The sequence below is a fragment of the Paenibacillus sp. UASWS1643 genome (assembly GCF_008693195.1).
GTDB classification, from domain to species: domain Bacteria; phylum Bacillota; class Bacilli; order Paenibacillales; family Paenibacillaceae; genus Paenibacillus; species Paenibacillus amylolyticus_B.
The window spans coordinates 1,105,578-1,131,229 of record NZ_VXKZ01000115.1; the positions used below are offsets into that span (position 1 = coordinate 1,105,578).

The window sequence follows — 25,652 nt, forward strand, 5'->3', positions numbered from 1 at the left end:
TTAACGTTCTGATGATTACATCAAAGGATGAAGACCTTCCCACTTCACAGTCCAGCTTCCATCCCGTGGAAATCCCGGATTCGCTTGTTCTCCTGCCCCTGTCCAGCCGGCGGCCATCATGGCGACAGCGGTTAGGAGACCACCGTTCCCGGGAAGATATGCCCACAACCCTGCTCTCTGATAGTTGTGTCCATTAGGCAAATACGTGTTCTTCGTGGCATCCATCATCAGGAAATCCACTGCAAGCTCTGGTTCATTCAATCTGGCCGCTGTCATCGCGCACATCGGAAAATCCCAACCCCAGGCGGATTCCCAGTCCCAGCATTCTTTGACCTTGAGCAACGTATTTCTCATGATCTCCGGATCGATTAATGAACCTGGCAATAGTCCAAGTGCTCCAACCATCGAGGGATGATCATGGTTTTTAACGGTGTAAGTGTCCGGACAATTCTCGTGTGCGAGATAAACTCCGTTCTCATGTCGAGGTTTAGCCATATAAGAAGCCACTCTTCGCCAGTCTGGATTGGCTGGATGATTCAAACGCTCTGCCCAAAGGATGGCTATCTCCAAACCGAATTTCCAGTACTCCAGTTCATAGGGCGGATTCAAACTATCGGTCATGGCGTGATTCTCCTGCGCAGGAATAAGCGGCGGACCTAACACATACGCTTGCCTTTTCCCATCCCAATGGGCATAGGACACCATAAAGTCAGCTGCTTCAAATACGATATCCCTATACCTTGTTAATATAGCAGGGTCAGGCCGAGACAGATAACACATCTCAGCTAGTGCCATGGGATGTGGTTGCTGCCAGATCAATCCCGGAGCTACTGGCGACGGAGTCTGATGCCCGTTATAACCCACCATTTTGGGCCATCGCGCACCGACATAACCTTGAGAGCGTGCCAGTTCGTGTGCTTCTGGCAGGATGGTCAGGTACCAGTCCAGACTCTTGCACAACAGATCGGTCCGATTCCAGAGCGGAAAATGCGCTGCATGCCACCAATGCATCTCCAGATGCATTTTTCCGAACCAGCTGTTATACATATATCCGGTCTCTTGTGGTGGCATGGACCCACCACTGTGCACCGCACTCAGGAACTGGGATAGGACTACTCTACGCTCCAGTTCAGCGGCACGCGGATCTGAACTGCCTTCAAAATCAATCACTCCGCCATCATTCCAGAACTGATTCCAGTGGACCGAGCTTGATCGCAACACTGTATCTGCTGGCAAGGTTTCCGGCTTATGTGCAGCAAAAGATACACTGCACGACCAAATGTCCGAGTCTGGTACGGCCTTGGGAGATAGGGTGAATTCATGAGTTCCCGTCTGTTCCAGTTGGCCTGCGTCCCAGATCCATTCCAATGCATACTCATCTTCATCCAGCACACGTTTCAACGATGCGGAAGTCGAAGTGACCGATGTCAGCACAGTAGAATGTCTGTCATTTTGCTTCCAGTCGGGGAATACTGATTTTGACCAGCTCCGGTGTGTCATATCGGGCGCTGGAAATAGAACAAAAAGTTGCAGACGCTGCTTACGGATTAATTCGGATTGTACACAAATGGCGATACAATCGAGCCGTGGGTCACAGGCTGTCTCTACACGCACTTCTTCCCCCTGAACGGTAAATTCACTGTGCAGAATTCCGGTCCATAGATTCAATTCCTGACGTACCGGAACGACATGGGTGACGTCCGTCTCCTGACCATCTTCTCCTAGCAAACGAAATGAAATGCGTCCAAGCTGAACTCGATGCGGGTTCTGCCTAAGCCAATGATAGGCTTCTTCCTTGTCTTCGGGCTTCATGGGGTATGGCACTTTGCGGCCATATGTCTCAAATGCCTGATAGACAATATCCTCATCTCCGAATACATGATGACCGCCCGTATAATGCCACCCCCAGTTGGATTGTGTACCAAGAGGTAGTTCATACAGTTCTGGATACGTCTGAAGTCCCGTAAAATCAGCACTGAATGCAAATTCTCCATTACCTACAGATAAAGGCGATCTGGGCTCAAGCTGCGTTAATACGGGATGATTCCTGGTGACGACCGATTGTCGATCCATCAATGGCTCTGCCTCCTTGTCATTCTATGGGTTCAAGTATGGGTCATGATTCCCGTAGTACACCCCTGCGGCTTCGCATTACCTCCCTGTACTTGCCCGGTGTAATGTCTTTGTATTTTCGATACACACGAATAAAGCTGTTCTCATGCTGATAACCCACCATCGTTGCGATCTCGGAAATTCTATAATCCGTATCCAGCAATAGTTCACAGGCACGTTCCATGCGAAGCTTGGTGAAATATCCGTGGATGGTATCACCCATTTCCTGCTTGAACAACTGACTTGCCAAACTGCTTCCGATCCCGGCATGCTCGGCAATCTCCTGAATGCTTACCGGGTCTTCCAGGTGGTTGTTCATAAATGCAATCATCTGTTGACACAGTATGAAATCCTTGCTGAGCATAAGACTACCGAACCATTCTGCCAAACCTTCGATCTGGCTTCGCAGCACTTCACAGACAGCCTCCAGATGCATGGTCTGCATATCCACCATTTCGAGTCCGCAACCTTCTGTCTCACGCTTCAGGCGAATTCGTTCAAGTGTAGCTGCAACAGCTTCAAGAAAGGCCAGCGCTGATGAAGGATGCCATTGTTCGTGAGTCATTCGACCAACTATCTTGTCAAAAGTCCTCAGGGCTTCTTCACCCCTTCCTGCTTCGACGGTCTCCGTCAGTTGAGTCATGAATTCAAGTTCTTCCAATGTGTTCTCGGTTGGTTGCAGACCCGAGATCTCTTCAAACGAAATAACTCGTTCATACCCCAGGTAGAATCTGTAATCCAGCGCACTTTCCGCCTCATGCATGGCTCGCTGAAGTCGCATGAATCCGTCGTGCCCCCCGCTTACACCGCTCGATACCTGAAACTTGAGCAAGCGAGGAATCATGCCAATCGTCTCTCGTATCGCTGTCGCTACGCTCTTGCTACCGCCAGAATGAATCGGTTGCAGCATCACGAGCATCCGGTCTCTGCCCAGATCGGCTGATAACACCCGCCATTGTCCAGACAACAGTTCAGCTATGATATTACCAATGGCAAATTTCAGCAGGGAGTGATCTGACTTCGTAAAGCGCTCACACCAGGCCTTATAATTATCAATCGACAACATGGCAATAGAGAGTGGCTCATCGCTCCAATCCTTGAAATAACGGCACCATTTCTCGCTAATTTCCCGACTTCCTGTCATATGTCCGTTATAGATATCCGTCAGAAATTTGGATGAAGCTTCCGGAAGGGTCTGCCTGAGATTGATGGCCTGCTGAGCATGATCCGTTAGCAATTGCCCCGTTATTTTCTCCAGATCAATCTGCTCCGGATGGATTCTCTCCTGGTCGTAACCGCTGAGCAGTTGTCTCATGCGTCTTACCGGTCTAAAAGCAGCTGCATTGTAAACTGTGATCGTAACCGCTCCTGCTACAAGCGCCAACAAAGATACGATAAAAACAATATTGCGAATCTTCTGTGCATTAGCCAGAAGACTGTCTTGTGATATCACGGACAGATAACGCCATCCGGTGTACGGTGAAATGGTCTGTGAAGCCAGTAAAAGCTTACCTTCATGTTTAAACTCACCAAGCTTTTCACCATCCAGTTGAGTGAGTACATGACTGACCGCTTCCTCTCCGACAGCATAATTGCCGAGATCATATAAAGGCTGGTTGTTGGTATCGAGGATGAACCGATGGCTGTCAAGGTCGGAGACGGATGAGAGCAGCATGTGCTCGAACATCTTCTCTGTCTTGAAATTAACTGCGATAATCCCTTTCAACTCGCCAGCGATCATTATTTTTCGGTAAAGTGTAATTTGCGGCATGGATGCACCAGAAGAAGTGGAAATCTCACGTTGCTTGACCAGCATGGGACGATCTTCAAGTTCATCGGCAACGCTAACCCAATCCGAATCCGGGAAATTAACCTTGCTGGAGCTGTAGCCTTGTGGGAAGGCAACAATGCTCTCCCGATTCATATCAAAAATGTAAGCGCTCTTAATAAAAGACGTACTACTGATTAAGGTTTCCAGAAATTGTACCAGTTCCGTAATATTGCGGTATGATCCCTGTACTTCATTGGTGAGAAATCGGTATACATTACTGTTCAGTGCAATTTTCACCGCAATCTGATCACTTTCCCGGATCACTTCATCAATATCATTCATGCTGATACGCAGCATCTGGTGTTGCGGCTCACTTAATTCCTGCTGTAACACCGATTTGGAAGAATAATACGTCGTCATCCCCACCGCAATAATAATCATGAAGACAACAACAGTCAGAATCAGCAGCAGCCGGGTCTGGGTATTGGTGAAATTGAATTTTAGCCACTTTAAGAAGGAAAGGGTCACAATTATCCCACCTCATATGCAATATACCGATATTATACCGTTCCCATATGCCCAATACGACCCGGTCCAACAGCCTATTTTCTCCCTCTAAAAAGATGACTTCTCCAATTTCTCCGGTGTTCCGACCCTTTCCGCAGCGAAAACCGGCGTGTATGTCTGCCATTCTTGCATGGCAATAGTTTCAAGCCCAGCAAGAAGTACAATGCCGATCCCATGGGTATCATTCAGATTCCAACCCAGTTCATGCTTGTAATAGTGATTCATGAAGGAGTAGCTGGAGCCACGACATACGCCGTATACATTGCCTCTTTTATCAATTGTGCGCTCAGATAGCCCCTTCCACCCTTGATACGCCGCTTGTGCATAGGGTTTTGGATCTAAAAGCCAACCCTTTCGCACCCCTCGGGCATACGCATAGATGAACATGGAGGTACAGGAGGTTTCCTCATACGACTCCGGGTCCGTTAATACCTGATGCCACAGTCCGTTTCTGCCCTGCAATGCCAAGTACCCTTCACACAATTCCCTGTAGAACTGAATGAGAACTGTATAGGATGGATGGTCATGAGGAAGGGCCGTCAGCAGCTCCGACAAAGAGAACAGTACCCAGCCGTTGCCTCGACCCCAAGGGGTCCGTGTTGGCTCGCCTCGCTCCACATCGAATACATGGGACATGATTTGAAGCTCTGGAATATACAGATACTTTTTATACAAAAGAACCTGTCTTGCCGCTTCATCCAGCAGCTTATCGTCACCAGACCATTCGGCGTATCTACACAGGAACGGGATGCTCATATACAGATCATCACACCACATCGTGTTATCCATTGATCTGGAGACACCAATCTTGCGGTATAAAGTGCCATCTTCCAGACGGGACTGTTGATGCAAAATATAGTCAGCGATATGAGCTGCCGCCTCTGAAATGCCGTCCAACTTGCGTTCCCGATCGGCAAGCAGCATGGTGGCGCCGAAAGATCCACAGTCGTCCAGGCTGTCGATATGGGAGAGCTGATTATTCAGCCCAGCTGCACCATAACGTTCTCTGTCCCATAAGGAGTAGCTGAAACGTGAAGAGGCAAATTCAATGTGATTCAGCACGTAATCTCGAATATCCGATCGTTGACCCGCTTTGCCAAGCTGAAGCAATCCGTATAACGTGACGCCCAGGGGATAGTTCCATCGGCCGAACCATTCATTTTCCAGAAATGGACGTACCTCTCCGTCTGGCAGCTCTGTTCGCCAGTATACGTCTTCACCTGTTCCGCTACGAGCAGTCCGCTTCATCTTCTGGCAGGAAGCCAGATCAATCTCCTGTTCCGCTTGAAAAGGACCCAGGTACAGCCACTTGCCTCTGTGCCCCTTCACATCCAGTGCGGGTGTCAACATCTCATCTGTAGTTGCATCCATACGGAATCCCCAATCCCGGTCTCCACCTACACAGTTCGCTGTCAGATCTTGCACGCCAGCTGACAATGGCAGTTCGAAGCGAAAGCGTCCGGCATGCTCTTGATGGAATACCACCTTGCCCTCCACCGAGAATTCAATCGGGCTGTAGGCCTCACCAGAGATTAGCACAGTCTCCTTGCCACATTTCGTACCACCTATCTTCGTCCATGCATACGCAGACATGCCGCTGGTCAGTCCATACATCCGTGCCAACTGTCCATAAGGCGATGCCTTCTCGGGGTCTTCCTCCCGAGGCAACCAGTTAACGCCAGTGGCCTTCTCTCGCATGGGGCCAGAAGGAATTTCCGACAACGGAAAATCCAAAGGCTCGCTGTAGAGCCAGCCTTCTTCCCCATCTCGTTCGAGCGAAGGCACAATGAAGTGAAGTGGTTTGTTCTTCCGGGAGCCAGTGCCAAACTGGCCACCTCCCCCCTTTTCCCCTGATTTGAATTCAAGAACGAAATGATTCCAACCTCTGACCAGTCCACATTTCAGTTTCAGAACAGGAATCGCTGGATATTCCTCTTCAGGTGCAGAACCATAGATCAGCACGCCATTATGATATAGCCTAACAGGTCCGAAGCAGGTAATATGAAAAATAAATTCCTGATCACTGTCACTCCACAGTTTGGCCCATGCATAGACCTGTTGTCCTCTCTGCATGTCGGGGAATAGATCCCCCAATGGAAAATCATAGCGGTGATCATCGGACTTGCGCACAAGTCCTGATCTACTTACCCTGTAGACCGGGGGATGCGGAGGATTGGCTCCAATATACCTTCCTGCAATGCTCATCAGGGCGTGCATAACGTCTTCACCACTGTGATAAGCCATGCTCTCCTCCAGTTCAAAATACACAGGTCTGCTCATGTCACTCCTCCCTCCCTTTGTGCGTGGGCACTCTGCTGTTCCAACCACTCAGCACTTCGTCTACGGTAATCGGCCGATGCTCTTCCACAGATCGCCATACTGCTTCTCCAGCGGCAACGGAGTAAGCGCCGTCTTCAGCGCCAGACAGAATTCGGTAAGGGCGTCTCTTATCTTCGCCGAGGAAAATATCCTCCAGCAGCAGTGGATCTCCTCCTCCATGTCCGCCTTCACGATGAACAACATGGATCGTTTCTTTTGAACCAAAGAGCGGAAAGTAATCGATCGTCTGGACGGGTGTGGGAAAAGGCGTCCGGGCCGGCATATGATACTCCAATGTTTCTAGCCTGCCCTTCGTGCCATTTATCGCCAAACGGTACCCTTCGTAAGGAAGTGAGAAATTGACCGAATAACTCATCAGCGCGCCGCCACTATATTTCACGGTTGCGGCATACGTGTCTTCAATCTCAATGGTGGAATCGAAGATACACTGGTCGGGGCGGTATGAAGTGTATGGAAACTCCTGCTGGCTTGCTGTACCGAGCTGGTTCAGATGGTCATCCGGTACCCGGATCTGACGACTGCGGGACGTCCAGCGGGAATAATAGGCGCAATCTTCTGAGACATGGCATGTACGGCAATGTCTTCCGTCCTCCTGTGCCGGATTCCATTCACCTTCAGCCCCGTAATAGTTCAGTGCTCCATAGGCAAAAACTTCAACTGGCTTTTGATTGATCCACCACTGGACCAGATCAAAGTGGTGGGTACTTTTATGGACAGACAGACCGCCCGAGAATGCCCGTTCACGGTTCCACCGTTTAAAATAACTGGAGCCGTGATGGGTATCGATATACCAGTTAAGGTCGATGGAAGTGACGCGACCGAGTTTCCCCTCCTGAATCAATTCCTTGATGCGCATGTGGATCGGCATATACCGATAATTGAACGTTACGATGACGTTGCCCTTACTCCTTGCTTCTGCTTCCAGAATGCGTCTGGCATCAGCTCCAGTAGTCGTCATCGGCTTTTCGGTGATAACATCGAGATCCCGCTCCAACGCGGCAACAATATAGTGGGCATGAGTATCGTCCCTGCCAGCCACGATGATACAGTCAGGCCGCGTCTCATCGACCATAACCCCGAAATCCGAAGCTCCATATACTGCTACTTCTGTGTGCTCAGAAAAACGGGCGCGATAGACTTCAAATCGTGCAGGATCGGTATCCAGCAAAGCGACAACCTCTGAATTATGAGAGAACAGCTCATGAATTGGTTTTGCAAATTGTCCCAATGCTCTGCCGCTGACCCCGCATAGGGCATATCTCTTTTTCATTTTCTCACCTTCTCATACCATTCCTGTACACGCTGGGTGACCACTTCGCCCCCGGAAGCATTCCATTTCTTCACATATTCATCATAAGCCTCGATCGGCAGCTCGCCGATGACAATCTTGGTCAATACCTCTTGAAACAACTTGTGAGACTGGATATCAGGAAAACCTTCATACACAGAGGCTGGCAGACCGTCACCGGCAATTTGCCGCGCATCGGCAGTGCTGACTTTGAACATGTCTTTGACCATTTGCTGCTGATCTTCCGGATATGTCTCTTCAATCCGCTTGTTCATGTCTTCTGCTGTAGTCAGATTCTTCATACCCAAGGCAAGCGGTTTGTTGTCAGCAGGTGGAAGAATGACTTTGCGTCCATCCTTGACTTCATGCTGCTCACCCTCAAGACCGAAGCGACCAAACTCATCATTTTCAGGATTATAGAAGAAGTCCAGCAGCTTCAGCGCATTTGGCGCATTATCCTGTTTGGTGGCTGGGATCATCCATTCCGGTTCACCCATGCTTTTCTGGGTGACAAAAGCTTCAAACCCTTCGGCTTTGGGCAAGGGCATTGCTGCAATGTAGGCATCTGGAGCCTGGGTCAGCATCGCATTGTACCGATCTCGCACATTTGCAGGCAAATGATACCAGCTGCCTACGAGGTTATTATTGATTTTGGCCTGCCACACTTCCCCTTTGTTCAGGAAGGTTTCATTGTCCAGCAGTTTTTCCACATATAACATGCGAATGAACTTGATTGCTTCCCGCATATTGTCGGTAGTCCCTGCGTACTGGATTTTTCCATCGTATTCATCCCATTCGGGATAACCTTCCCACATCGCTACCCCGTACATCGCAAACAAATGGTCCATCCATCTGCCGAATTCCCTGCCGCTTGTTGGCAGTTCATCCGGTTTGCCGTTGCCATTCGGGTCCTTGTCACGGAAAGCTGTGAGCAGCTCGACATAATCATCAGTGGTCTTTGGCATCTCCATGCCCACCTTATCCACCCAATCCTGACGAATTAACGGTGCACGTTCAGGCACAAGGAATACCTTAGGTACATAATAGATTTTGCCATCAGGGGAAGCAGAGCGAACGATATCCCAAGCTTCCTGAGGAATACTCTCCCACACATGGGGTGCATATTCAGGCAGCAGTTCATCCAAAGGTAACGCGCCTCCCTGCTGAATCAGTGTCTGCTCAATGCCTCCAATCGGACGCAGGATATCTGGCAGTTCATCGGAGGCAATCATCAGGTTCAAGTATTCGGATGGCTCCGAACCGGGAGGCGTTGTAATGAGTTCATACTGGACTCCCGTCTGTTCAGCAATGTATTTCACATGTGGATTATCCGCAGTTGGCAAGCTGCCAACGCCCATATGGCTTTTGAATACTTTGACTTTTGCAGCTCCACCACTGTCTTCGCCGTTACCAACGTCATTTCCGGAACTTGTAGTCGCTGATCCACAACCAGCGACCAACAGTATGGCTAGACTGAGCATTAGCGGCTTCATCTTGCGGGTTAGTTGTTTTCTCATGAAATCATCCCCCTGAACATGGTTTATTCTTTCAGTGATCCGAGCAATGAACCTTTCACAAAATACTTCTGTAGATAAGGATACACCAAAATAATGGGAACGCTTGCAAAAAGTATCGTCGCTGCCTTTAACGTGGTTGTATTGAAGTTGTAATCCCCAAGAAACATATTTACCTGGGCCAGTTCCTCCGGGCTGGTTAAATACGCTCGCAGCTTCATCTGCAAAGGCCAGAGCCCTGGATCACGTAGAAACAGTACCGCCCGCTGGAACGTGTTCCAGTATCCCACCGCATAGAACAGACTGACCGTAGCCAGAACCGGCTTGGATAGCGGCAAATAAATCTGAAACAGAATCCGGAAGTCATGGCAACCGTCGATTCGGGCCGTGTCATCAAGTTCTTTGGGCAAGCTCATGAAAAAGGTACGCAGAATGACCATATTAAATGTGCCAATTACACCAGGAATAATCAGGGACCAGATGGAATTCATCATGCCCAGCTCCCTTACTGTCAGAAAGAATGGAATCATCGGGGCATTAAAAATCATCGTAATTACGATGCCCAGCATCACTTGTTTGCGAATCATGAATTCTCTGCGCGATAACGGAAAAGCGGTCAACACCGAAAATAACATACTAAGCGCAGTACCCACTACCGTAATGAATACGGTTACACCGAACGATTGCCATAAGCCCGAGCTTTGTAGAATGTGTTTCCATGACGCGAAAGTAAAGCCAACGGGCCACAGAAATACTTCTTTGGAGTCTGCCGCAACCGGCGAACTCAGGGAAACCGCAAGCAGATGTAGCAACGGAAGGAGCATCGTAAAGGCCGCAAGCGTCAGGAAAATGTAGTTGGCGGTTTGGAACAGCTTTTCTCCAATCGTCTGCTTGATCATTACCACAACCCCTCTCCTGATTTTCTCGCTAGCCGATTGAAGACCCAGAGCAGAATGAAGCCAATCACCGACTGAAATAGACCAATCGCTGTTGTTACGCTATATTGCCCTTGCAGGACACCAGAGCGGTATACGTACGTTTCAATGATATCCCCTACCGAGTAGGTCATCGGTGTCAGCAGGTTATAGATCTGATCAAAGCCAAGTTCCAGGAAATTGCCGATATTCAGCAGGAACAGGGTTAAGATCGTCGGGAACAATGCAGGCAATGTAATGTAGATCGTTTGCTTCCAGCGGTTCGCTCCGTCCATCACTGCCGCTTCATATTGCGTGGGATCAATGCCACTTACCGCAGCGAGATATATAATCGTTCCCCACCCTACCTCTTTCCAGATAGAGGACAGCACAACAATAGGTCGGAAATATTGCTCCTGCTGCATATACAGGATCGGCTCGAACCCGAACCATCCACGGACAGCGTTTACAAAACCACCCGAGGCTAGCACCTCAAACACGATCCCCCCGACAACAACCCAGGAGAGAAAATGAGGCAGATAAAACAGACTCTGCAAAAAGCGTTTGGCAAGCATTTTTCTCACTTCGTTGAACAATAGCGCTAGCAGGATCGGAGCAGGAAATCCGATCACCAGTTTGTATAAGGCAATCAGAGCTGTGTTCCGAAGCACATGATAGAAGTCCTGATACGTAAAAATAAACTTGAAGTTATCCAGGCCAACCCATGGACTGCTCCATATGCCTTTCATAATCTGAAAATTCTGAAATGCAATCACGCTTCCGCCAAGTGGAATGTACTTGAAAATAATATAGAACAAAATGCCGGGCAGGATCATGACATACAACATCCAGTGTTTTCGAATGTTACGCAGATAACTTGGTTTGACGGGTTTGTTGACTGTAACCCCGGGTTGCAACGTTGATGTTTCCGACAGCTCAGCCATACGATCGCAGGCCCCCTTTGACAGAATGATGGTGAATGACGAGCAGGCTCCTCTGTTCACATGTTAAGCGAGAGCGGGATCAGCAACAATCGTTCAATCAGCCATAGCATGAGCCAATCGCTTGCGTGACGCGGGTTTGCAGGATCGGTTCATTCACTGGCGGAATGGTTTGTACTACAATGGCAACAAAAAAAGCCGCCATAAGGCGACCTCTTAAGAATCAATGTATGTTGTCCTTTACCATATGTATCTAGATAGTCCACGAGATCATTTTCGGAGAGTTAACGACCCGCTGTCATTGGCATCTTTAATTTGTTCATGGGTAATGAGTTTCCCTTCTTCGTTAAATCCCTTCATTACATATGGGATAGCGGCTGACGGAGGAAGGAAAACATACCAGATTAGATGTCCATGACTCACCTCAACCAGTTTCGCTTCGGTCTCAATCACTTTTCCATCTTCCTTGGTCTCTACATATAAACGTTTAATGGATGAATCTTTAATATTACCAAATAACATGGGAAACGGGGCCGAAACTTTATCCAACTTCGGTATACTCATATAATCCAAAGCAAACTTGGTGTGTTGACCCTCACTTATGGAATATCCTCCACCCCATACCCATTTCCATCCGAAAATGTTCTTGCGAGTATACTCCATTTGAAGATTACTGTTGTTTTCCCGCCCCTTTTTTTGTGTGAACAAAATCATGCCTCCGTCTACAGCCTCCTGATGAATAAATTGGGAGGTATCAAACTCACCTCTAAATTCCTGAACTGCCCTCTCAGGACTGTTCGCTATAGGAATCTGTATAGGTTCACTTAATCCCCAAACTTTAGATATCCGTTGATCGGCTAGGCCGCCTGCACGTTCATTCACATACATATATGTCAGGACTGACAAGGGCGACAGTAAAATTACCATAGCTGCGATTAGCAGGATTCTCCTGTTACGTTTGAACATCTCCAAGTGCACTCCTTATAATCACGATGAAATATTAAATACAATCACTCTGATATTACCATAATTAGCATGTGGATTCTTGTCCGAGTCCAATTCATCCAATCAAAAAAGGTCGCCAATGGCGACCTTTTAAGTATTCATCGAAGCTATTCTCCCAGAAAAATGACTTCGGTTTCCAATTCAACTTGGAACGTATCATATACTTTTTTCTGAATAAATTGGATCAGATCCATATAATCCTGGGCAGTAGCGTGATCCACATTTACGATAAAACCTGCATGCTTCATGGAGATTTCTGCACCTCCGATGCGAGTGCCCTGCAAGTTACAATCCTGAATCAGTTTACCGGCAAAATGTCCTTCGGGTCGTTTAAATACACTTCCACAAGAGGGGAATTCCAGCGGCTGCTTGGATTCTCTCAGGAACGTTAATTCCTTCATTTTGCTTGCAATATCTTCCTTGTTTCCTTTTTTGAGCCTGAATTCGGCCTCCAGTATGATATAGTGATCCATCTTGAAGAGACTATTTCGATATCCAAACTTCATCTCTTCTCGCGGGATCTCCAACACTGCACCGTCTTTGGTGATCACAGTCGCACGTTCAACAACATCGGCGATCTGACCGCCATAAGCACCCGCATTCATGTAAAGTGCGCCCCCCGTGCTGCCGGGAATACCGCAAGCAAACTCCAAACCAGTCAAGCTATGCTCCAAAGCAAGTCTGGATACATCAATGATATCAACACCGCTTTGGGCAATCATGCTGTCCTCACTCACTTTAATTTGATCGAAATGACTAAGGGAAATGGTTACACCACGGATGCCTCCATCTTTGATGATGACGTTGGAGCCTTTGCCAATAACCGTCAGCGGCAATTGATGTATGTTGGCAATCTCTACGATTTTAGTGATTTCGTCTATCGTTGTTGGATGGATGAGGATATCTGCTTTACCACCAATTTTAATAAACGTGTGATTTTTTAGCGGTTCATTAAATTTCACTTTTTCCAAAGGTATGTGTTGCTCAAAAATATTCATGATTTTCTCTCCCTGCGTTCTCAAAAAGAACATGATTCCTCTATTTTAAATGGAAAAGCACTCACATTACAATCCATCACAGTTATTTCACTTCACTGAGCCGTATAATGTATCCTTTCTTCCCTCTATTCTGATATATGATATTCACCTAACCATGAGGGATGTTACTTTCTCAATTCGTTTGAGCAAAAATATAAAAAAACGCTACGGACAACTTCAGCAGCGTTTAGTGTGTATCTCAATTTAATTGTTGTGTAAATCAAGGGTTTACGTGGTTGGGATATCCGTATCCGTCAGCTCTACGGACAGTTTCCATAGACGAAGAGCTTGCTCAGAATCAATCGCATATTCCTTCACCCCGTAGAAACCTCCATCCTCTGGAGCCATTTCACTGATGTCACAATCCTCGCAGTAGACACCGCCTTTGCCCTCAAGCTGAGGTGAAGTTGCTGCCCAGACTTGCGTTGCTGCCCCCTGCTCAGGTGTTTTGAACGAAGGGTTGGCCACTTGTCCAGATTCATCAATCCAGCCCAGCGCAATCATCTCATCTTTAGGCATATGACGCTGCAACGGCGTCATAATTCCACCTGGATGAACTGAGAACGCACGCACTCCCTGTTCAGCACCACGTCTGTCCAGCTCAACGCTGAATAAAATGGTTGCTGTCTTGGACTGTCCATAAGCAGGGAACTTCTCATAACCATGCTCAAACTGGATGTCATCCCAACGAATCGGTGAGAAATGATGTCCCGCTGATGCCAAGGAAACAACACGTGCTCCCCCTTGACTAGTGAGTGCTGGCCATAACAGATTAGTCAGGGCAAAGTGACCCAGATGATTTGTTGCAAATTGAGCTTCCCAGCCAGGACCAACCCGTGTCTCCGGGCAAGCCATGATGCCCGCATTAAGAATCAGCATGTCAATGTTCCGATCACTCGCCAGAAACCGCTCGGCAAAAGCACGAACGCTGGATATATCAGCGAGGTCCAATGCATCTATTTCAACACCTTCCAGACCAGAAAGTGCTTCCTTCGCAACCGCTGGACGACGTGCAGTCACCACTACATGGGCTCCTGCATTAACAAGCGCACGTGTCGTCTCCAACCCGAGGCCGGAATATCCACCCGTTACAATAGCAAGCTGTCCTGACAAGTCCAGATCTTTCAATACATCCTCCGCTGTACTGTTATGGTTGAAGCCAGAGCCTATTTTATGTTGTAAAGTTCTAAAATTATTTTCCTGTGTCATTCTGTCCATCTCCTTGGCAATATTTCTTCTTCTTCTTCTCTTCAAAGTCTACACCCTAGAGCGTACTCTAAGTCAAATGGAAGTGAATACATCACTCGCAACTTCTCCGTGCAATCTGCAAAAGTAAAAAAGCCGCCAGTTGGCGACTTTCGTTGAAAAGATTAGTCATCTAAGTTACGAATCACCCTGAACGGTGGATAACGAAACAAGGACCGGGCTGGCGAAATCAGAGGCCTCTTCTCCTTTTGGATTATGAAGACGGAATAAAAATGCGTCCCCTTCTTCTGATTTCCAGACCATATAATCGCTAATTCCTTCTTCACCAGCGGCCTGAAGATAGAGCTCGGCATAACCAAGCGGGTGTTCTACCAGTTCCCCACTATAATCGGATACCTTGCCGGCTTTTTCTAATTCTTCTTTACCCGCTGTCTTCAGTTCTGCCAGATTATAATCCGAAGGCAGTGGTTCAATATCCACATAATAGTCAGCATTACTAGTCAGTGACAGACGGCCTTGAGCAGCATCAAATGTGAATTTCTCGAATACGTACAAGGAAAATCCTTCTCCTTGTTGCAAGGTCGCTTCTAGTGATTGATTGCCATCTGCCGTCAACATTTCAAAACTTTCGGTCTGTTGACGCTTCGTTTCATCTGCTTCTTCTGTTCCATCTGTTTCAGATGGTTGTTCATTTCCTGTTGAAGGTGCTGGAGCAGATTCACCTACTGGCATTGAAGGTTCAGGGATAACCGAAGGTTCATTACTACCAGAGCAAGCTGTAAGTGTTAGAACTATAACGATTAACGAGATACTCATCATAATAGAACGTGGTTGAAACATCAGGTTCATTCCTCCCTGTCTATATTCTGCGCTTACATGTTATTACCCATGGCAGAGACTCGGAACCCATAGGTCCAACCTATGAGTTTATCCATAATCAGTATTTCCCTTGATCCCTTCCAGTTTGTAAAATATGGAGAAAACCTCAAGGAGTGATGAGCACATGGAATTCTCAGTAAAGCAGCTGTTTGATAAGGTAGCCCAAGATTATGATGTGCAGCGAAAGCAGCTTATCCCTTGTTTTGATGATTTTTATGGAATGGCTCTGGATCTAATGGAAAGCCCGATCGATTCTCCACGTATTCTTGATCTGGGTGCAGGAACGGGACTGCTCTCCGGATTGGTCCTGCAAAAGTATCCCAACGCGCGATTAACCCTGATCGATATTAGTGATCATATGCTCGAAGGAGCACGTCGAAGATTTGCTGATGCGAACCAAGTGCAGTATGTGGTCGGGGATTACTCCAAGTACGATTTCACCAGTTCCTACGACATGATTATTTCCTCCCTGTCTATTCACCATCTGACCCACGCTGACAAGAAAAAGGTGTTTGACTCTGTACATAAGCTGTTAGAACCAGGCGGATGCTTCATCAACGCAGATCAGGTTCAGGGAAGAACCCTCGATACGGATACCTATTACCGCCAACGCTGGTTAGAAGCGATTCAACAAAGTGGTTTGTCTGAGGAAGCCATCTCGGCTTCGATCGAAAGACGCAAGGTGGATATCAATGCCACGCTGGAGGATCAATTGAAGTGGTTGGAGGAAGCGGGGTTTCGTGTGGCAGATTGCATGTACAAGTACTTGGACTTTGCAGTGTTTTATGCGCAAAAATAAAAGAAGACCGGATTATGAGCAAGCTATGCCGTAATCCAGTCTTCTCACATATTTTTCATTCTAGATCACTTATTTCAGCGATGCTGGCAGCTTAACGCCGAGAAGTTTGCCTTCGGCTTGGATGATGATCATTCCGTTTGTCTTCAATGTCGTGTTGTGCAGATCTCCCCCGGTAGCGACTCGAAAAGCTGGCTGACCCGTCATCATGTTGAGGGCAAGCAGGGTGCCGTTACGTTGCGCTCGATACATTCCTTTACCGTAAACATCAATCTGAGAAACCGGGGCATCACCATGCCACTGAACCTCCTGACCATTAGCCAGCTTAATGCCTTTAAGTTCACCTGTCTCGAGGTCTTTGTACACCAGCCGTTCCTGTACAATGCCAAGTAACTCCATTTTGTCCCCGTAAGGTTGGTGAAACGTTCGAATTGGCGTAGTTTCCGACTTGGTTGTATTCAACGAATACTCCGCTATGTTGTCCCCCTGCGCAATGTACAGTTTGTCTTTATTGACAAGTATACCTCCTCTACCATTCATATACGGTGGGTCACCCGGCATGGTCCACCTGTACTCCTGACTTCCTTTCAACACACCGGTCTTCAGGTTGTACGCATTAACTTTCCATTTGCGTTCAGGTGAAGACTCATCCTCTTCCAACATTGGAGAATAAAAATCCACCGAATACACAAGACCGTCTTTGATCTGAATACCTTTCCCCTGACCAAAATGACCCCATAACTTCTTGCCCGTTTTCTTGTCATACGCATTAAGTTGAACGGATGTAAGTGCCCCTTGGACAAAAAAGGTTCTAAGTACAATACCATTAGACTCTTCAAGATATTCAGTACCGTGACCTTCGCCTAATGGCTCATCTGCCTTCCAGCGCAGTTTGCCTGACTGGATATCCAGTGCAAACGTTGTACTCCCCTTAATCACGTAGAGGGTATCCACCGTTGGAATCAGCGCTTCCGTACGTTGAACCGTATCAATCCAGGTGGATGTTCCTGACTGCCATTTGGCTTTGCCTGTCTTCGCATTCAAGGCAAATGGCTTGTGATCACTGGTCAGTCCGTAGAGGACGCCCCCTTGATAGGTAATATAAGGTGTCAGTTCTTTGCCGTAAGTCCACAACCGTTTACCTGTTGTCGCATCAAGTGCAATCAACTTCGATCCAGCAAACGTGAATACTTTGCCTTCTTCTGCAATGGCATTAGCTCCGATGTACGTCTCGTTCATGTTCAAATAGTTATCTACTTTCGCTGTCCAAGTAGGTTTCAGTTCAGGCACTGTGATGCGCTGATACGAGTACCAGTTACGGATGGATACATCCGATGCTTCAGCATGTACCTGAGATGGTAACACGCCGATGACTCCATGAACCATCAGCATTCCCGCAGTAAGACCAGCAATGATGGGTCTGCCTGCTCTTCTTTTGTAATGCTTCATTGTGTGACGTTTATGTCGATTGATCATAGAAAGTGATTCCTCCTGTGAAAAATGAGCCTAATATATAACTACATAAAATATAACGAGCAGTGAGGCCGAAAAGTTACCCGATTGTTAAATTATTCTAAAAAATCAAAAAGCCGCCAGTTGGCGACTTCCTGAATACGACATTAGTTAGGTGACACGTTGGGAACGTGACTTTGTAATGAGGTCCCTGCTTTACTTTAATTCAATCTGGAATACATCACCGGCATCCCCACCAAAAACGATAAAACCACTTTTCGGGAGTTTCGTCGATTCCGGATTGGTTGCTACAGAGAAGTCAACCATTTCCCCTTTATCATTATACACTGCATAACCTCCGGTCTTCGGAGAATCCACCGTGATGGATTTGTTACCCGATCGGGCGTCGATCGCATACCAACGGGCTTGACCGTTTGCCGGAATAGTTGTAATTCCTTTTTTCCCACCAAAGATTGGAGTAATCGCATCCTCTGCAATGTATTCCTGTCCATCCTGAATCAAAATCTCAGCGCCATGCTTCGCGTAAAATTGCAGATCAAATGCGTCTCTTCCGTTCATCACAGGAATCTGGGCGATATTCTCTGCGTTGTTCGCATCCATGATTTGCGTGCCATTAGCATAGCCATTTTTGGCATCAACGGAAAGGTTCTTGATCAGCATCGATGGAAGCAGATAAAAGATCGATGTTATTTTTTCATCCAACGCGTAATATTTCGAGCCGTCACGAGCTGTCCACTTCTCTTTGGTTGCTGCGTCAAGCGCATTATGATCCAGTTTTTGATAATCATACGTGTTCATTACCGTTTGGCCTATGCCGGGTAACGTTATCATGCCTTGAACTTTAACATACACCTTGTCATTACGTTCCTTCACAAAACTAGCTTTCACACTGCCATCCGCACTTGTAAAATGTTCGTCGCCTGTGTACACATAGTTCTGCTCAGGAATAATTCCTCCCAGCAAAGCAGGCAGTTGCATCTCACCATCCTTAATCGCTATATCCAATGTCTCTCCTACCGTACCATAGAGACCGGAGTACGAATTTAATTCTGTTGGCATCTTCACTTTGACAGGTGGTGAGAATTTCTGATCAGGCTGAACATCGTCGATGATGCCCTGATCCTCGAGAACGTCCAGCAGCACTTTGCTGGCAAACATCTGATTGTAGACGGAAGATCCACCAGATGATAGAACCGCCATTGAAATATCATGTTCGGGTATAGTGATTAACACGGCATGGTACAACATGGTATCCCCACCTTTGGCAAGCGCGGTAATCCCATAATCGCTGAAAGGTGCAAGGTCAACCGCGTCCCACCCCAAGCCATAATTGATCGTATTTTGCTCATCAGATACCCATATGCCCTTACGATACTCATGAGATTGCATGGCCTTCACTGCAGATTCGGACAGAATATCCGGTCTGTTCCCCATTAAAACCTCTCCGAATTGACTCAATTCTTCTGCGGTGGAGTACACTCCGCCTGTGCCGATAATGTTTGCATTTTCGGTAGGCATCTTCATCTCAAGTGTAGGCCAATAGGTTTCGGATAACTGCGCTCTGTCAAAGGAATCCAAGGGTGTCTTCGTTGATTCCAACTTCAACGGCTCGCTGATGTACTTGGCGATATATTCGCTGTAGCTTAACCCACTCACCCGTTCCACCATAAGCTCCAGCAACTGGAAGCCATCATTGCAGTAGACGGAATAGGTACCCGGCTTTGATTTCAGTTTTTCGGACTGAAGTTTGAGCAATAGTTCATCATGATTGCGGGTGTCATTATCGTCAAACAACATGCTGTTTCCATAATGTGTACCGTAAAGACCGGATGAATGATTCATCAACATACGCGGTGTGATTTGAGTATATCGCGCATCTGCCATCTTAAAGTCTTTGATATACGAAGTAAGCGGCTCATCCAGATCTACTTTACCGGAATCGACCAGCTTCATGGCGGCTGCCGTAACAACCATTTTGCTAACCGAGCCTATGCCATACATGCTATCCTTGTCCACTGGCTTCTGTGATGCCTTATCGTGCAGCCCGACACTATCTGATAAAATGTATTCCCCTTCATCCATGATCGCATATTGCACACTCGTGACACCGTAATTTTTCACCATTTCCTTGGCAATCTGCTCCGCCCGTACCTCGATCGTACCGCTGTTATTCGCCTCTGCGCTGACATCTGCCAGCGGTGTAATTACAAGCACCGCTGTACATAAAAGACTAATTAATTTTTTCATCCCATGTCCTCCCTCAAATGTTCTTATGAATGAATTCATCATATCCGGTAAGAGGCTGATCGAACGCAAACGGACCCTGAATGGAAAAAAACAATCCCCGAACGGTATGTTCAGGGATTGTCCGTGTGAAACGGAAGCACAACCATGTTGTTAAACTTTCGATGCTGATGCTCAATACTCATATGGCCACCATATTTCTCACACATTCTCGATATATTGGTTAGACCGATCCCATGGTACTCCGGATTGGGCTTGTCACTTTTCAAGTCAACGATCGGTTGCTCCACATGATTCATAATCTGGATAACGAGAGCAGATGCCGTGGAATGAATGGCAATGAGGATATATCGATCCTCCGCCTGTCTGACCTTCTTGGAGGCTTCAATTGCGTTATCAAGCATGTTACCAAGCACCACACACAGATCATATCGATCGATCTGGATATGTTGCGAGTGAAGCTGGATTTTTGTGTCGATTTTGATTCCGTTTGCCTGCCCCATAGCCAGGGTATTCGTAACGAGAGCATCAATGACCAGATTGCCGGAGTTCACCCGCTGGTATGCACCTTCAATCGTATTTAACGTAGACTTGATATGGTCACCTGCTGCCGCCAGTTCGTTACGTTGGATACATTCATCAATATACAGAAATTGCTGATTGATATCATGGATGATGGATTTAATGTTTTTGAAACTGTGAACGGTCTTCTCATAGTTGGCATCCTGGTAATCCATCTGACGTTGCAAGTCGGCATTTTCATGCGCGAGCTGTACCTTTTCCACCATATTATCGAATACATAAACAATGAACACATTGAGAAAAAGAGAGCCTAGTACAGAAAAGACGTAGAATATGTTTTTTTCACTATATATGGAGGCCACATTGATCTGATAGATTGTAATAATGGGTACGATAAGAAACAGCAAATAATAACGATAATGCACCGCAAAACTTCTACGTTTGGCGACTAGACGGACAACTTGAATGACAATGAACATGATACTGCAACCAAGCAGCATTACCTTGGAGAGAATCCAGTGCTCTTCTCCGTTAAACTGATCCATTGAACTGTAATCCGCGGATTCCAAAACTCCGAGAATATATACAGCTATCGTATTCGCCATAGTAATCAGGACTGCATACAGGATGGTAAAAACAAGCTTGATTTTGAACTCCACTTTATAGGATTGCGCCAGACTGAAGATTAATAGCAGAGCAACAGCAGTCGAAACAAAATCGGAGAAGGAAGATGCCAAATAAAAATAACCCAGCATAACAAATACTACGAAATATAGCGCTCTCTGTGGCTTCCGCTTGGACTTGCCCAGCACAGAATCAAAATAAAAATTCGCCTGAAATGCCATAAGTAAGGTTACAAAGATGATGGAAAAGATCATATAGGTATCCATATCATTGAATCCTCATGATCATATATTTGGTGTAGGCATCTTTGACTTCTTTGACTTTGGATCGGCCTATGGGCAGTTCCATTCCATTTAACATGACGACTTGGGTACCGGAAAACTTCTGAACATGCATCAGGTTGATAATAATCGAGCGATGAATCTGCAAGAAACCATGGTCTTTCAAACCAGTAGCGTAGCTGGATAAAATGCCTTTGGTCTCATGTACATTTTCCTGTGTCACAAAATTCAGCTTGTTCTTGATTGTTAAACTTTTGACGACCTCAATCCAGAGAATATCATCATATTTCAGCAACAGTTCATCATAGTCTGATTTGATTAATACATACTTTTTGTCCAATGCCTGAAAATATTGACACAGCTTAATCATCTTTTCCTCGAAAACTTGCGCCTGGATTGGCTTGATCAGATATTGAAAGGTGATGACATCAAAGCTCTCCACCATATATTCCGGGTAACTGGTCAGAAACATAATCTGTACATCCAGAAACTTCATGTTCCTGATCTCTTTAGCGGTCTGAATCCCGTTCATTCCGCCCATCTCCACATCCAAGATGAGAATATGAAATGTATCCCCAACCTCTCTGTAGTGCGAGAGCAGTTGTTCACCAGATGTGAATAGGCTAATTTGAAAATCAAAATTGGTTTTTAGAGATAAGGAGACCAGCATCGTTTTCACACGTTCTCGTTGCTGCTCCTCATCATCACAGATTGCAATATTGAACATGGGGGAACATCCGCCTTTCATCGACATCGACTCTGAATTTCACTCTCGAATATACTATTTTAGCATAGGTTTCGGAGTCGAACTGGGATGAAATGCATTATTCCGACCCTAAAACGCAGATCAACAAAAAAAGTCGCCACATTGACGACTCTTGAGCTTGAACCTTTTCCAGCCATTTTCATGAAAAGTCCGGTCTGTTATTCTGTTTTTTTGGGCACAGCATGGCGGTAATATCGTATGACCTTGCGATACATCGTCTTGTCCTTTAATTGATTGAATATATATGGGTCAGGTTTGACATTCACCTCAATAATCCAGGGTTTCAGACTGTGGTCAAGGCCGATATCCACACCGATTTGCTTTAAATACGGGTACTTTTTTTTCATATGACGAGCTATGCGCAGGCTAAGCTCATTCATCTCCTGAACCAGTTCATTCCTGCGTTTTGTGGATGCATGTGATTGTAGCAGCTTGTGAATATCCATCGGTGTACCACCACTATGATAATTGGTTACGATTTTCTTTGGATGACCCAGTCGTCCGATAATTCCGGTAGCTTCCCAATGTTTGGTCGGGCTTAGCTGTATCATGACTCGGATGTCAAAACGTCTGTTATTGTGCTTAAGAAGATGGATTCCTCTCTGAATCAGATAACTTCTTTTATTCACCAAGCGAGTCAGACTGCTATAAAACGATTCAAAGCTGTCAAACGTCAGACGTTTTTGCTCTATCTGATAGACAAAATGTTGATGACTTTCCATCTCGGCCTTAATAACACCCATCCCGAAAGTACCTCTCTCGGGTTTGACATAGACCATTCCATATTTGCTGATCATGGATTTCAGATTCGTTTTGTTATATTTCTGTGTGTCGGGGATAAACGGTTTAATTAATTCATTATTAATGATCAATTTTGTTTTTAACCACTTGCTTCTTAACGGCTGCAATTTATCAACTCCCATGTCGTACACTCTCCCTTCAGCAACCGCATCATAGCCCGCTGTTTGATCATCAAGATCCTGCATGCATTATATGTAATATCGATAAAGGAGCCCTCAACAAAAGCCCCTATTCATAAAAATGTATATTTGCACATGCCCTGACCAAAACACTTTTGCACACATACCATATAATGATTCATCACGATTTGTGCAAGGAGTTGAGAAGATGTCCGTACAGCCTGGAATCCGGTTGAATAATGCACCTAAGATTGATGTTCTTATACCAGCGATCGAGAAAGATTTGGCTACCCTTCCCCTCGTCATCGATAACATTCGCCGTTATGTAAAACATCCCATTGGAAGCATATATATTGTTTCTCCGGTCAGCACCAAAATCAGAAAACTTTGTTCCCTTAAAAACTGTATTTTTGTTAATGAGCGATCCGTCCTGCCTATAACCAAAAACGACATACACTACCAGTCCTCCCGATGGAATCGGTCAGGCTGGTTATATCAGCAGCTGCTCAAAATGAACGGAGATTCCATTGTGAAGGCAAAGTACTTTCTAGTCATGGATGCAGATACCGTACTGATTAAACCTCATTCATTTCTTGTAGAAGGAAAAACAGTCTTTTACTGCCGTGACTGGAGCCAACCGGAATATTTCAATACCTACCGCAAGTTGTTAGGCATGAAAGCTCCGCGTCCCCGCTCTTTTGTCACCCATTATATGCTGTTCGACAAATCGAAAATCGCTGCCTTAAAACAGAAAATTGAAGCGGTTCATAAGCTGCCATGGTACAAAGCGATCATCTCCAATATCAATAAGAAGAAACAGTTTGGTTTCTCCGAGTATGAAACGTATGCCAATTTTATGTATACGAAAAACCCAGGCAGCATGATCCTTAGAAGTTCCAAGAATAAAAGTCTGAATGTGAACGCTTCTTCGTTAAAAGAGCAACAAATCCGCAATCTGGCTCTTAAATATCGTTCTCTTTCCTTTCATAAACGGAAAATCTATAGTAAAGCTCCCTGAGCTTAAGGAGGAAGCCCATGCATATCGTACTGCTGTGCGGCGGCTCTGGCAAAAGGCTCTGGCCTTTATCCAATGAGCTTCGCTCCAAGCTGTTCATCGATATACTTCCATCACCCGCTGGAGGTAGGGAATCCATGATCAGCAGAGTATGCCGCCAGCTTGACAGTTCATCCCTAACGGATTCAACACTCATTATTTCACATCAGGATCAGGCTAATATTACGGCACGACATACTCAAGGCAAAATACCAGTCATTGGGGAACCTTATAAACGAGGCACTTTTACTGCGGCAGCCTTAGCGACGTTATATCTGCAATCCTTCCGGATGGCCAAGGATGACGATGTGATCTGTATCGCGCCAGCTGATGTGTTTGCAGGTGAAGATTTTTTCAGCAACTTCCAATTACTGCCGGACATATTGAAACATTCTCAAGCCGATATCGCTTTAATTGGGACAAGGCCTACACATGCTTCAGAACAGTATGGATACATCCTGTCCGGTGGAGAAGAACGTAAAGCTTATGCGCCCATAACACAATTTATAGAAAAACCCGAAGCCACCATTGCTGAAACTCTGCTACAACGTGGGGCACTATGGAACTGCGGTGTGTATGCATTCACCGTCGCGTTTATGATATCCCATATTAAAAAAATGGGGCTTCCGGTTCATTATGATCAATTGTCGTCCCTGTATGAAGCCTTGCCTGAACGCAGTTTTGACAAGCATGTTGCAGAAAAGGCGCAGCGGGCCGTAGTCCTGCCTTATAAGGGAGTATGGCAGGATATCGGAAGCTGGGATACGCTGTGCGCACAGTTAGATACCCATGTAATCGGACACGGTGGAATCTCGGGTTCTTCCTCCGATTCCTATATTATTAACGAGCTTCCCTACCCCATCCAAGTCATTGGCGTGCCAGGTATTATCGCTGCCGCAAGTCCGGATGGCATTCTCATTGCCAACAAAAATAATTCAAATGAAATTAAAGCGCAATTGGGTAACTTGCCATTAAAACCGATGTATGGAGAAGCAACCTGGGGAAGTTATCGTGTCATTGAGAGTTCGTTAGAAGATGAGAATACAACTGTAACCACATTAAACATAACGGTTCTACCGGGCAAACATATCGGGTTGAACTGGCATAGAACTGGGTGTAGAGCATGGACCGTGCTTGCAGGCAGTGGGCAAGTGCTTGTCAACGGAAAGGTCATGCAATTGAGTATGGGCACTCAGTTCGCGATTACCAAGGAGAGTCTCTTTTCTATTCTGGCTGAAACCAGGATGGTGATCCTTGAGGTCCGGATCGGAGTAACAGAAGATAAAGACAACATACTTTTTGAAGAAGAAGATTGGAATGTAATCCTAAAAAGTGCAGGTTCATCTAGCGCTTAATGGGAGAATGAACCGATTCAATCTGCATGTCTTATAGCCCCTT

The 25,652-nt window shown here is 46.2% G+C and carries 19 protein-coding genes; 3 read left to right on the top strand and 16 right to left on the bottom strand.

Annotation, left to right across the window (positions count from 1 at the left end; translation table 11 throughout):
- Positions 1 to 15: 15 nt before the first annotated feature.
- The 11 genes from FE296_RS29160 to FE296_RS29210 all read right to left on the bottom strand — a co-directional run bounded on the left by FE296_RS29160 (position 16) and on the right by FE296_RS29210 (position 15,535).
- Positions 16 to 2,073 (bottom strand): glycoside hydrolase family 65, encoded by a 2,058-nt coding sequence (locus FE296_RS29160; RefSeq protein WP_150367304.1) that lies wholly within the window; start codon positions 2,071 to 2,073, stop codon positions 16 to 18.
- Between the two features lie 43 nt (positions 2,074 to 2,116).
- On the bottom strand, positions 2,117 to 4,411 hold the full coding sequence (locus tag FE296_RS29165; protein ID WP_150367305.1) for an AraC family transcriptional regulator: 2,295 nt from the start codon (positions 4,409 to 4,411) through the stop codon (positions 2,117 to 2,119).
- An 87-nt stretch (positions 4,412 to 4,498) separates the two neighbouring features.
- On the bottom strand, positions 4,499 to 6,730 hold the full coding sequence (locus tag FE296_RS29170; protein ID WP_150367306.1) for a glycoside hydrolase family 88/105 protein: 2,232 nt from the start codon (positions 6,728 to 6,730) through the stop codon (positions 4,499 to 4,501).
- A gap of 1 nt (position 6,731) precedes the next feature.
- Positions 6,732 to 8,060 carry a Gfo/Idh/MocA family protein gene (locus FE296_RS29175; RefSeq protein ID WP_150367307.1) on the bottom strand — a complete coding sequence of 443 codons (1,329 nt, stop codon included), beginning with the start codon at positions 8,058 to 8,060 and terminating at the stop codon, positions 6,732 to 6,734.
- Positions 8,057 to 9,595, bottom strand: coding sequence for an extracellular solute-binding protein (locus FE296_RS29180; protein ID WP_150367308.1), 1,539 nt, complete (start codon positions 9,593 to 9,595; stop codon positions 8,057 to 8,059). The genes FE296_RS29175 and FE296_RS29180 overlap by 4 nt, the downstream gene beginning before the upstream one ends.
- A 23-nt stretch (positions 9,596 to 9,618) precedes the next feature.
- Positions 9,619 to 10,488: a carbohydrate ABC transporter permease gene (locus tag FE296_RS29185; RefSeq protein WP_083679484.1), complete on the bottom strand. Its 870-nt coding sequence runs from the start codon at positions 10,486 to 10,488 to the stop codon at positions 9,619 to 9,621.
- Positions 10,489 to 10,490: 2 nt separating this feature from the next.
- Positions 10,491 to 11,450 (bottom strand): ABC transporter permease, encoded by a 960-nt coding sequence (locus FE296_RS29190; RefSeq protein WP_091016421.1) that lies wholly within the window; start codon positions 11,448 to 11,450, stop codon positions 10,491 to 10,493.
- Between the two features lie 267 nt (positions 11,451 to 11,717).
- Positions 11,718 to 12,413 carry a hypothetical protein gene (locus tag FE296_RS29195; RefSeq protein WP_150367309.1) on the bottom strand — a complete coding sequence of 232 codons (696 nt, stop codon included), beginning with the start codon at positions 12,411 to 12,413 and terminating at the stop codon, positions 11,718 to 11,720.
- A gap of 146 nt (positions 12,414 to 12,559) precedes the next feature.
- A complete protein-coding gene (gene murB, locus FE296_RS29200; protein WP_150367310.1) occupies positions 12,560 to 13,450 on the bottom strand; it encodes a UDP-N-acetylmuramate dehydrogenase in 891 nt (296 codons plus the stop codon).
- Between the two features lie 267 nt (positions 13,451 to 13,717).
- Complete coding sequence (locus tag FE296_RS29205) at positions 13,718 to 14,698, bottom strand: SDR family NAD(P)-dependent oxidoreductase (protein ID WP_150367311.1); 981 nt, start codon at positions 14,696 to 14,698, stop codon at positions 13,718 to 13,720.
- 174 nt (positions 14,699 to 14,872) lie between these two features.
- On the bottom strand, positions 14,873 to 15,535 hold the full coding sequence (locus tag FE296_RS29210) for a hypothetical protein (RefSeq protein ID WP_150367312.1): 663 nt from the start codon (positions 15,533 to 15,535) through the stop codon (positions 14,873 to 14,875).
- Positions 15,536 to 15,698: 163 nt separating this feature from the next.
- Between FE296_RS29210 and FE296_RS29215 the strand changes: the two genes are divergently transcribed.
- Positions 15,699 to 16,373, top strand: a complete 675-nt coding sequence (locus FE296_RS29215; protein ID WP_091016429.1) for a class I SAM-dependent methyltransferase — start codon at positions 15,699 to 15,701, stop codon at positions 16,371 to 16,373.
- A 69-nt stretch (positions 16,374 to 16,442) separates the two neighbouring features.
- On the opposite strand, the gene FE296_RS29220 is transcribed toward FE296_RS29215, so the two are convergent.
- The 5 genes from FE296_RS29220 to FE296_RS29240 all read right to left on the bottom strand — a co-directional run bounded on the left by FE296_RS29220 (position 16,443) and on the right by FE296_RS29240 (position 23,203).
- Positions 16,443 to 17,846 carry a PQQ-binding-like beta-propeller repeat protein gene (locus tag FE296_RS29220; protein ID WP_150367313.1) on the bottom strand — a complete coding sequence of 468 codons (1,404 nt, stop codon included), beginning with the start codon at positions 17,844 to 17,846 and terminating at the stop codon, positions 16,443 to 16,445.
- Between the two features lie 192 nt (positions 17,847 to 18,038).
- Complete coding sequence (locus FE296_RS29225) at positions 18,039 to 20,090, bottom strand: serine hydrolase domain-containing protein (RefSeq protein WP_124114613.1); 2,052 nt, start codon at positions 20,088 to 20,090, stop codon at positions 18,039 to 18,041.
- A 110-nt stretch (positions 20,091 to 20,200) separates the two neighbouring features.
- Entirely contained in the window at positions 20,201 to 21,499 is a 1,299-nt protein-coding gene (locus tag FE296_RS29230; RefSeq protein WP_150367314.1) for an ATP-binding protein, read from the bottom strand.
- Between the two features lies 1 nt (position 21,500).
- Positions 21,501 to 22,241, bottom strand: a complete 741-nt coding sequence (locus tag FE296_RS29235) for a LytR/AlgR family response regulator transcription factor (protein ID WP_124114611.1) — start codon at positions 22,239 to 22,241, stop codon at positions 21,501 to 21,503.
- 197 nt (positions 22,242 to 22,438) lie between these two features.
- Complete coding sequence (locus FE296_RS29240) at positions 22,439 to 23,203, bottom strand: YheC/YheD family protein (protein ID WP_223869087.1); 765 nt, start codon at positions 23,201 to 23,203, stop codon at positions 22,439 to 22,441.
- Positions 23,204 to 23,408: 205 nt separating this feature from the next.
- On the opposite strand from FE296_RS29240, the gene FE296_RS29245 reads away from it, so the two are divergent.
- Positions 23,409 to 24,218, top strand: a complete 810-nt coding sequence (locus tag FE296_RS29245) for a DUF6492 family protein (protein ID WP_150367316.1) — start codon at positions 23,409 to 23,411, stop codon at positions 24,216 to 24,218.
- Positions 24,219 to 24,235: 17 nt separating this feature from the next.
- On the top strand, positions 24,236 to 25,609 hold the full coding sequence (locus FE296_RS29250; protein WP_150367317.1) for a sugar phosphate nucleotidyltransferase: 1,374 nt from the start codon (positions 24,236 to 24,238) through the stop codon (positions 25,607 to 25,609).
- Positions 25,610 to 25,652 lie beyond the last annotated feature (43 nt).

What these genes read in the sequence shown, in the direction of transcription:
- FE296_RS29160 (WP_150367304.1), bottom strand. Translation starts at nt 2,073, where the DNA reads ATGGATCGACAATCGGTCGTCACCAGGAATCATCCCGTATTAACGCAG.
- FE296_RS29170 (WP_150367306.1), bottom strand. Translation starts at nt 6,730, where the DNA reads ATGAGCAGACCTGTGTATTTTGAACTGGAGGAGAGCATGGCTTATCAC.
- FE296_RS29175 (WP_150367307.1), bottom strand. Translation starts at nt 8,060, where the DNA reads ATGAAAAAGAGATATGCCCTATGCGGGGTCAGCGGCAGAGCATTGGGA.
- FE296_RS29180 (WP_150367308.1), bottom strand. Translation starts at nt 9,595, where the DNA reads ATGAGAAAACAACTAACCCGCAAGATGAAGCCGCTAATGCTCAGTCTA.
- FE296_RS29190 (WP_091016421.1), bottom strand. Translation starts at nt 11,450, where the DNA reads ATGGCTGAGCTGTCGGAAACATCAACGTTGCAACCCGGGGTTACAGTC.
- FE296_RS29195 (WP_150367309.1), bottom strand. Translation starts at nt 12,413, where the DNA reads ATGTTCAAACGTAACAGGAGAATCCTGCTAATCGCAGCTATGGTAATT.
- murB (WP_150367310.1), bottom strand. Translation starts at nt 13,450, where the DNA reads ATGAATATTTTTGAGCAACACATACCTTTGGAAAAAGTGAAATTTAAT.
- FE296_RS29205 (WP_150367311.1), bottom strand. Translation starts at nt 14,698, where the DNA reads ATGACACAGGAAAATAATTTTAGAACTTTACAACATAAAATAGGCTCT.
- FE296_RS29210 (WP_150367312.1), bottom strand. Translation starts at nt 15,535, where the DNA reads ATGTTTCAACCACGTTCTATTATGATGAGTATCTCGTTAATCGTTATA.
- FE296_RS29215 (WP_091016429.1), top strand. Translation starts at nt 15,699, where the DNA reads ATGGAATTCTCAGTAAAGCAGCTGTTTGATAAGGTAGCCCAAGATTAT.
- FE296_RS29220 (WP_150367313.1), bottom strand. Translation starts at nt 17,846, where the DNA reads ATGATCAATCGACATAAACGTCACACAATGAAGCATTACAAAAGAAGA.
- FE296_RS29225 (WP_124114613.1), bottom strand. Translation starts at nt 20,090, where the DNA reads ATGAAAAAATTAATTAGTCTTTTATGTACAGCGGTGCTTGTAATTACA.
- FE296_RS29230 (WP_150367314.1), bottom strand. Translation starts at nt 21,499, where the DNA reads ATGGATACCTATATGATCTTTTCCATCATCTTTGTAACCTTACTTATG.
- FE296_RS29235 (WP_124114611.1), bottom strand. Translation starts at nt 22,241, where the DNA reads ATGTTCAATATTGCAATCTGTGATGATGAGGAGCAGCAACGAGAACGT.
- FE296_RS29240 (WP_223869087.1), bottom strand. Translation starts at nt 23,203, where the DNA reads ATGGGAGTTGATAAATTGCAGCCGTTAAGAAGCAAGTGGTTAAAAACA.
- FE296_RS29245 (WP_150367316.1), top strand. Translation starts at nt 23,409, where the DNA reads ATGTCCGTACAGCCTGGAATCCGGTTGAATAATGCACCTAAGATTGAT.
- FE296_RS29250 (WP_150367317.1), top strand. Translation starts at nt 24,236, where the DNA reads ATGCATATCGTACTGCTGTGCGGCGGCTCTGGCAAAAGGCTCTGGCCT.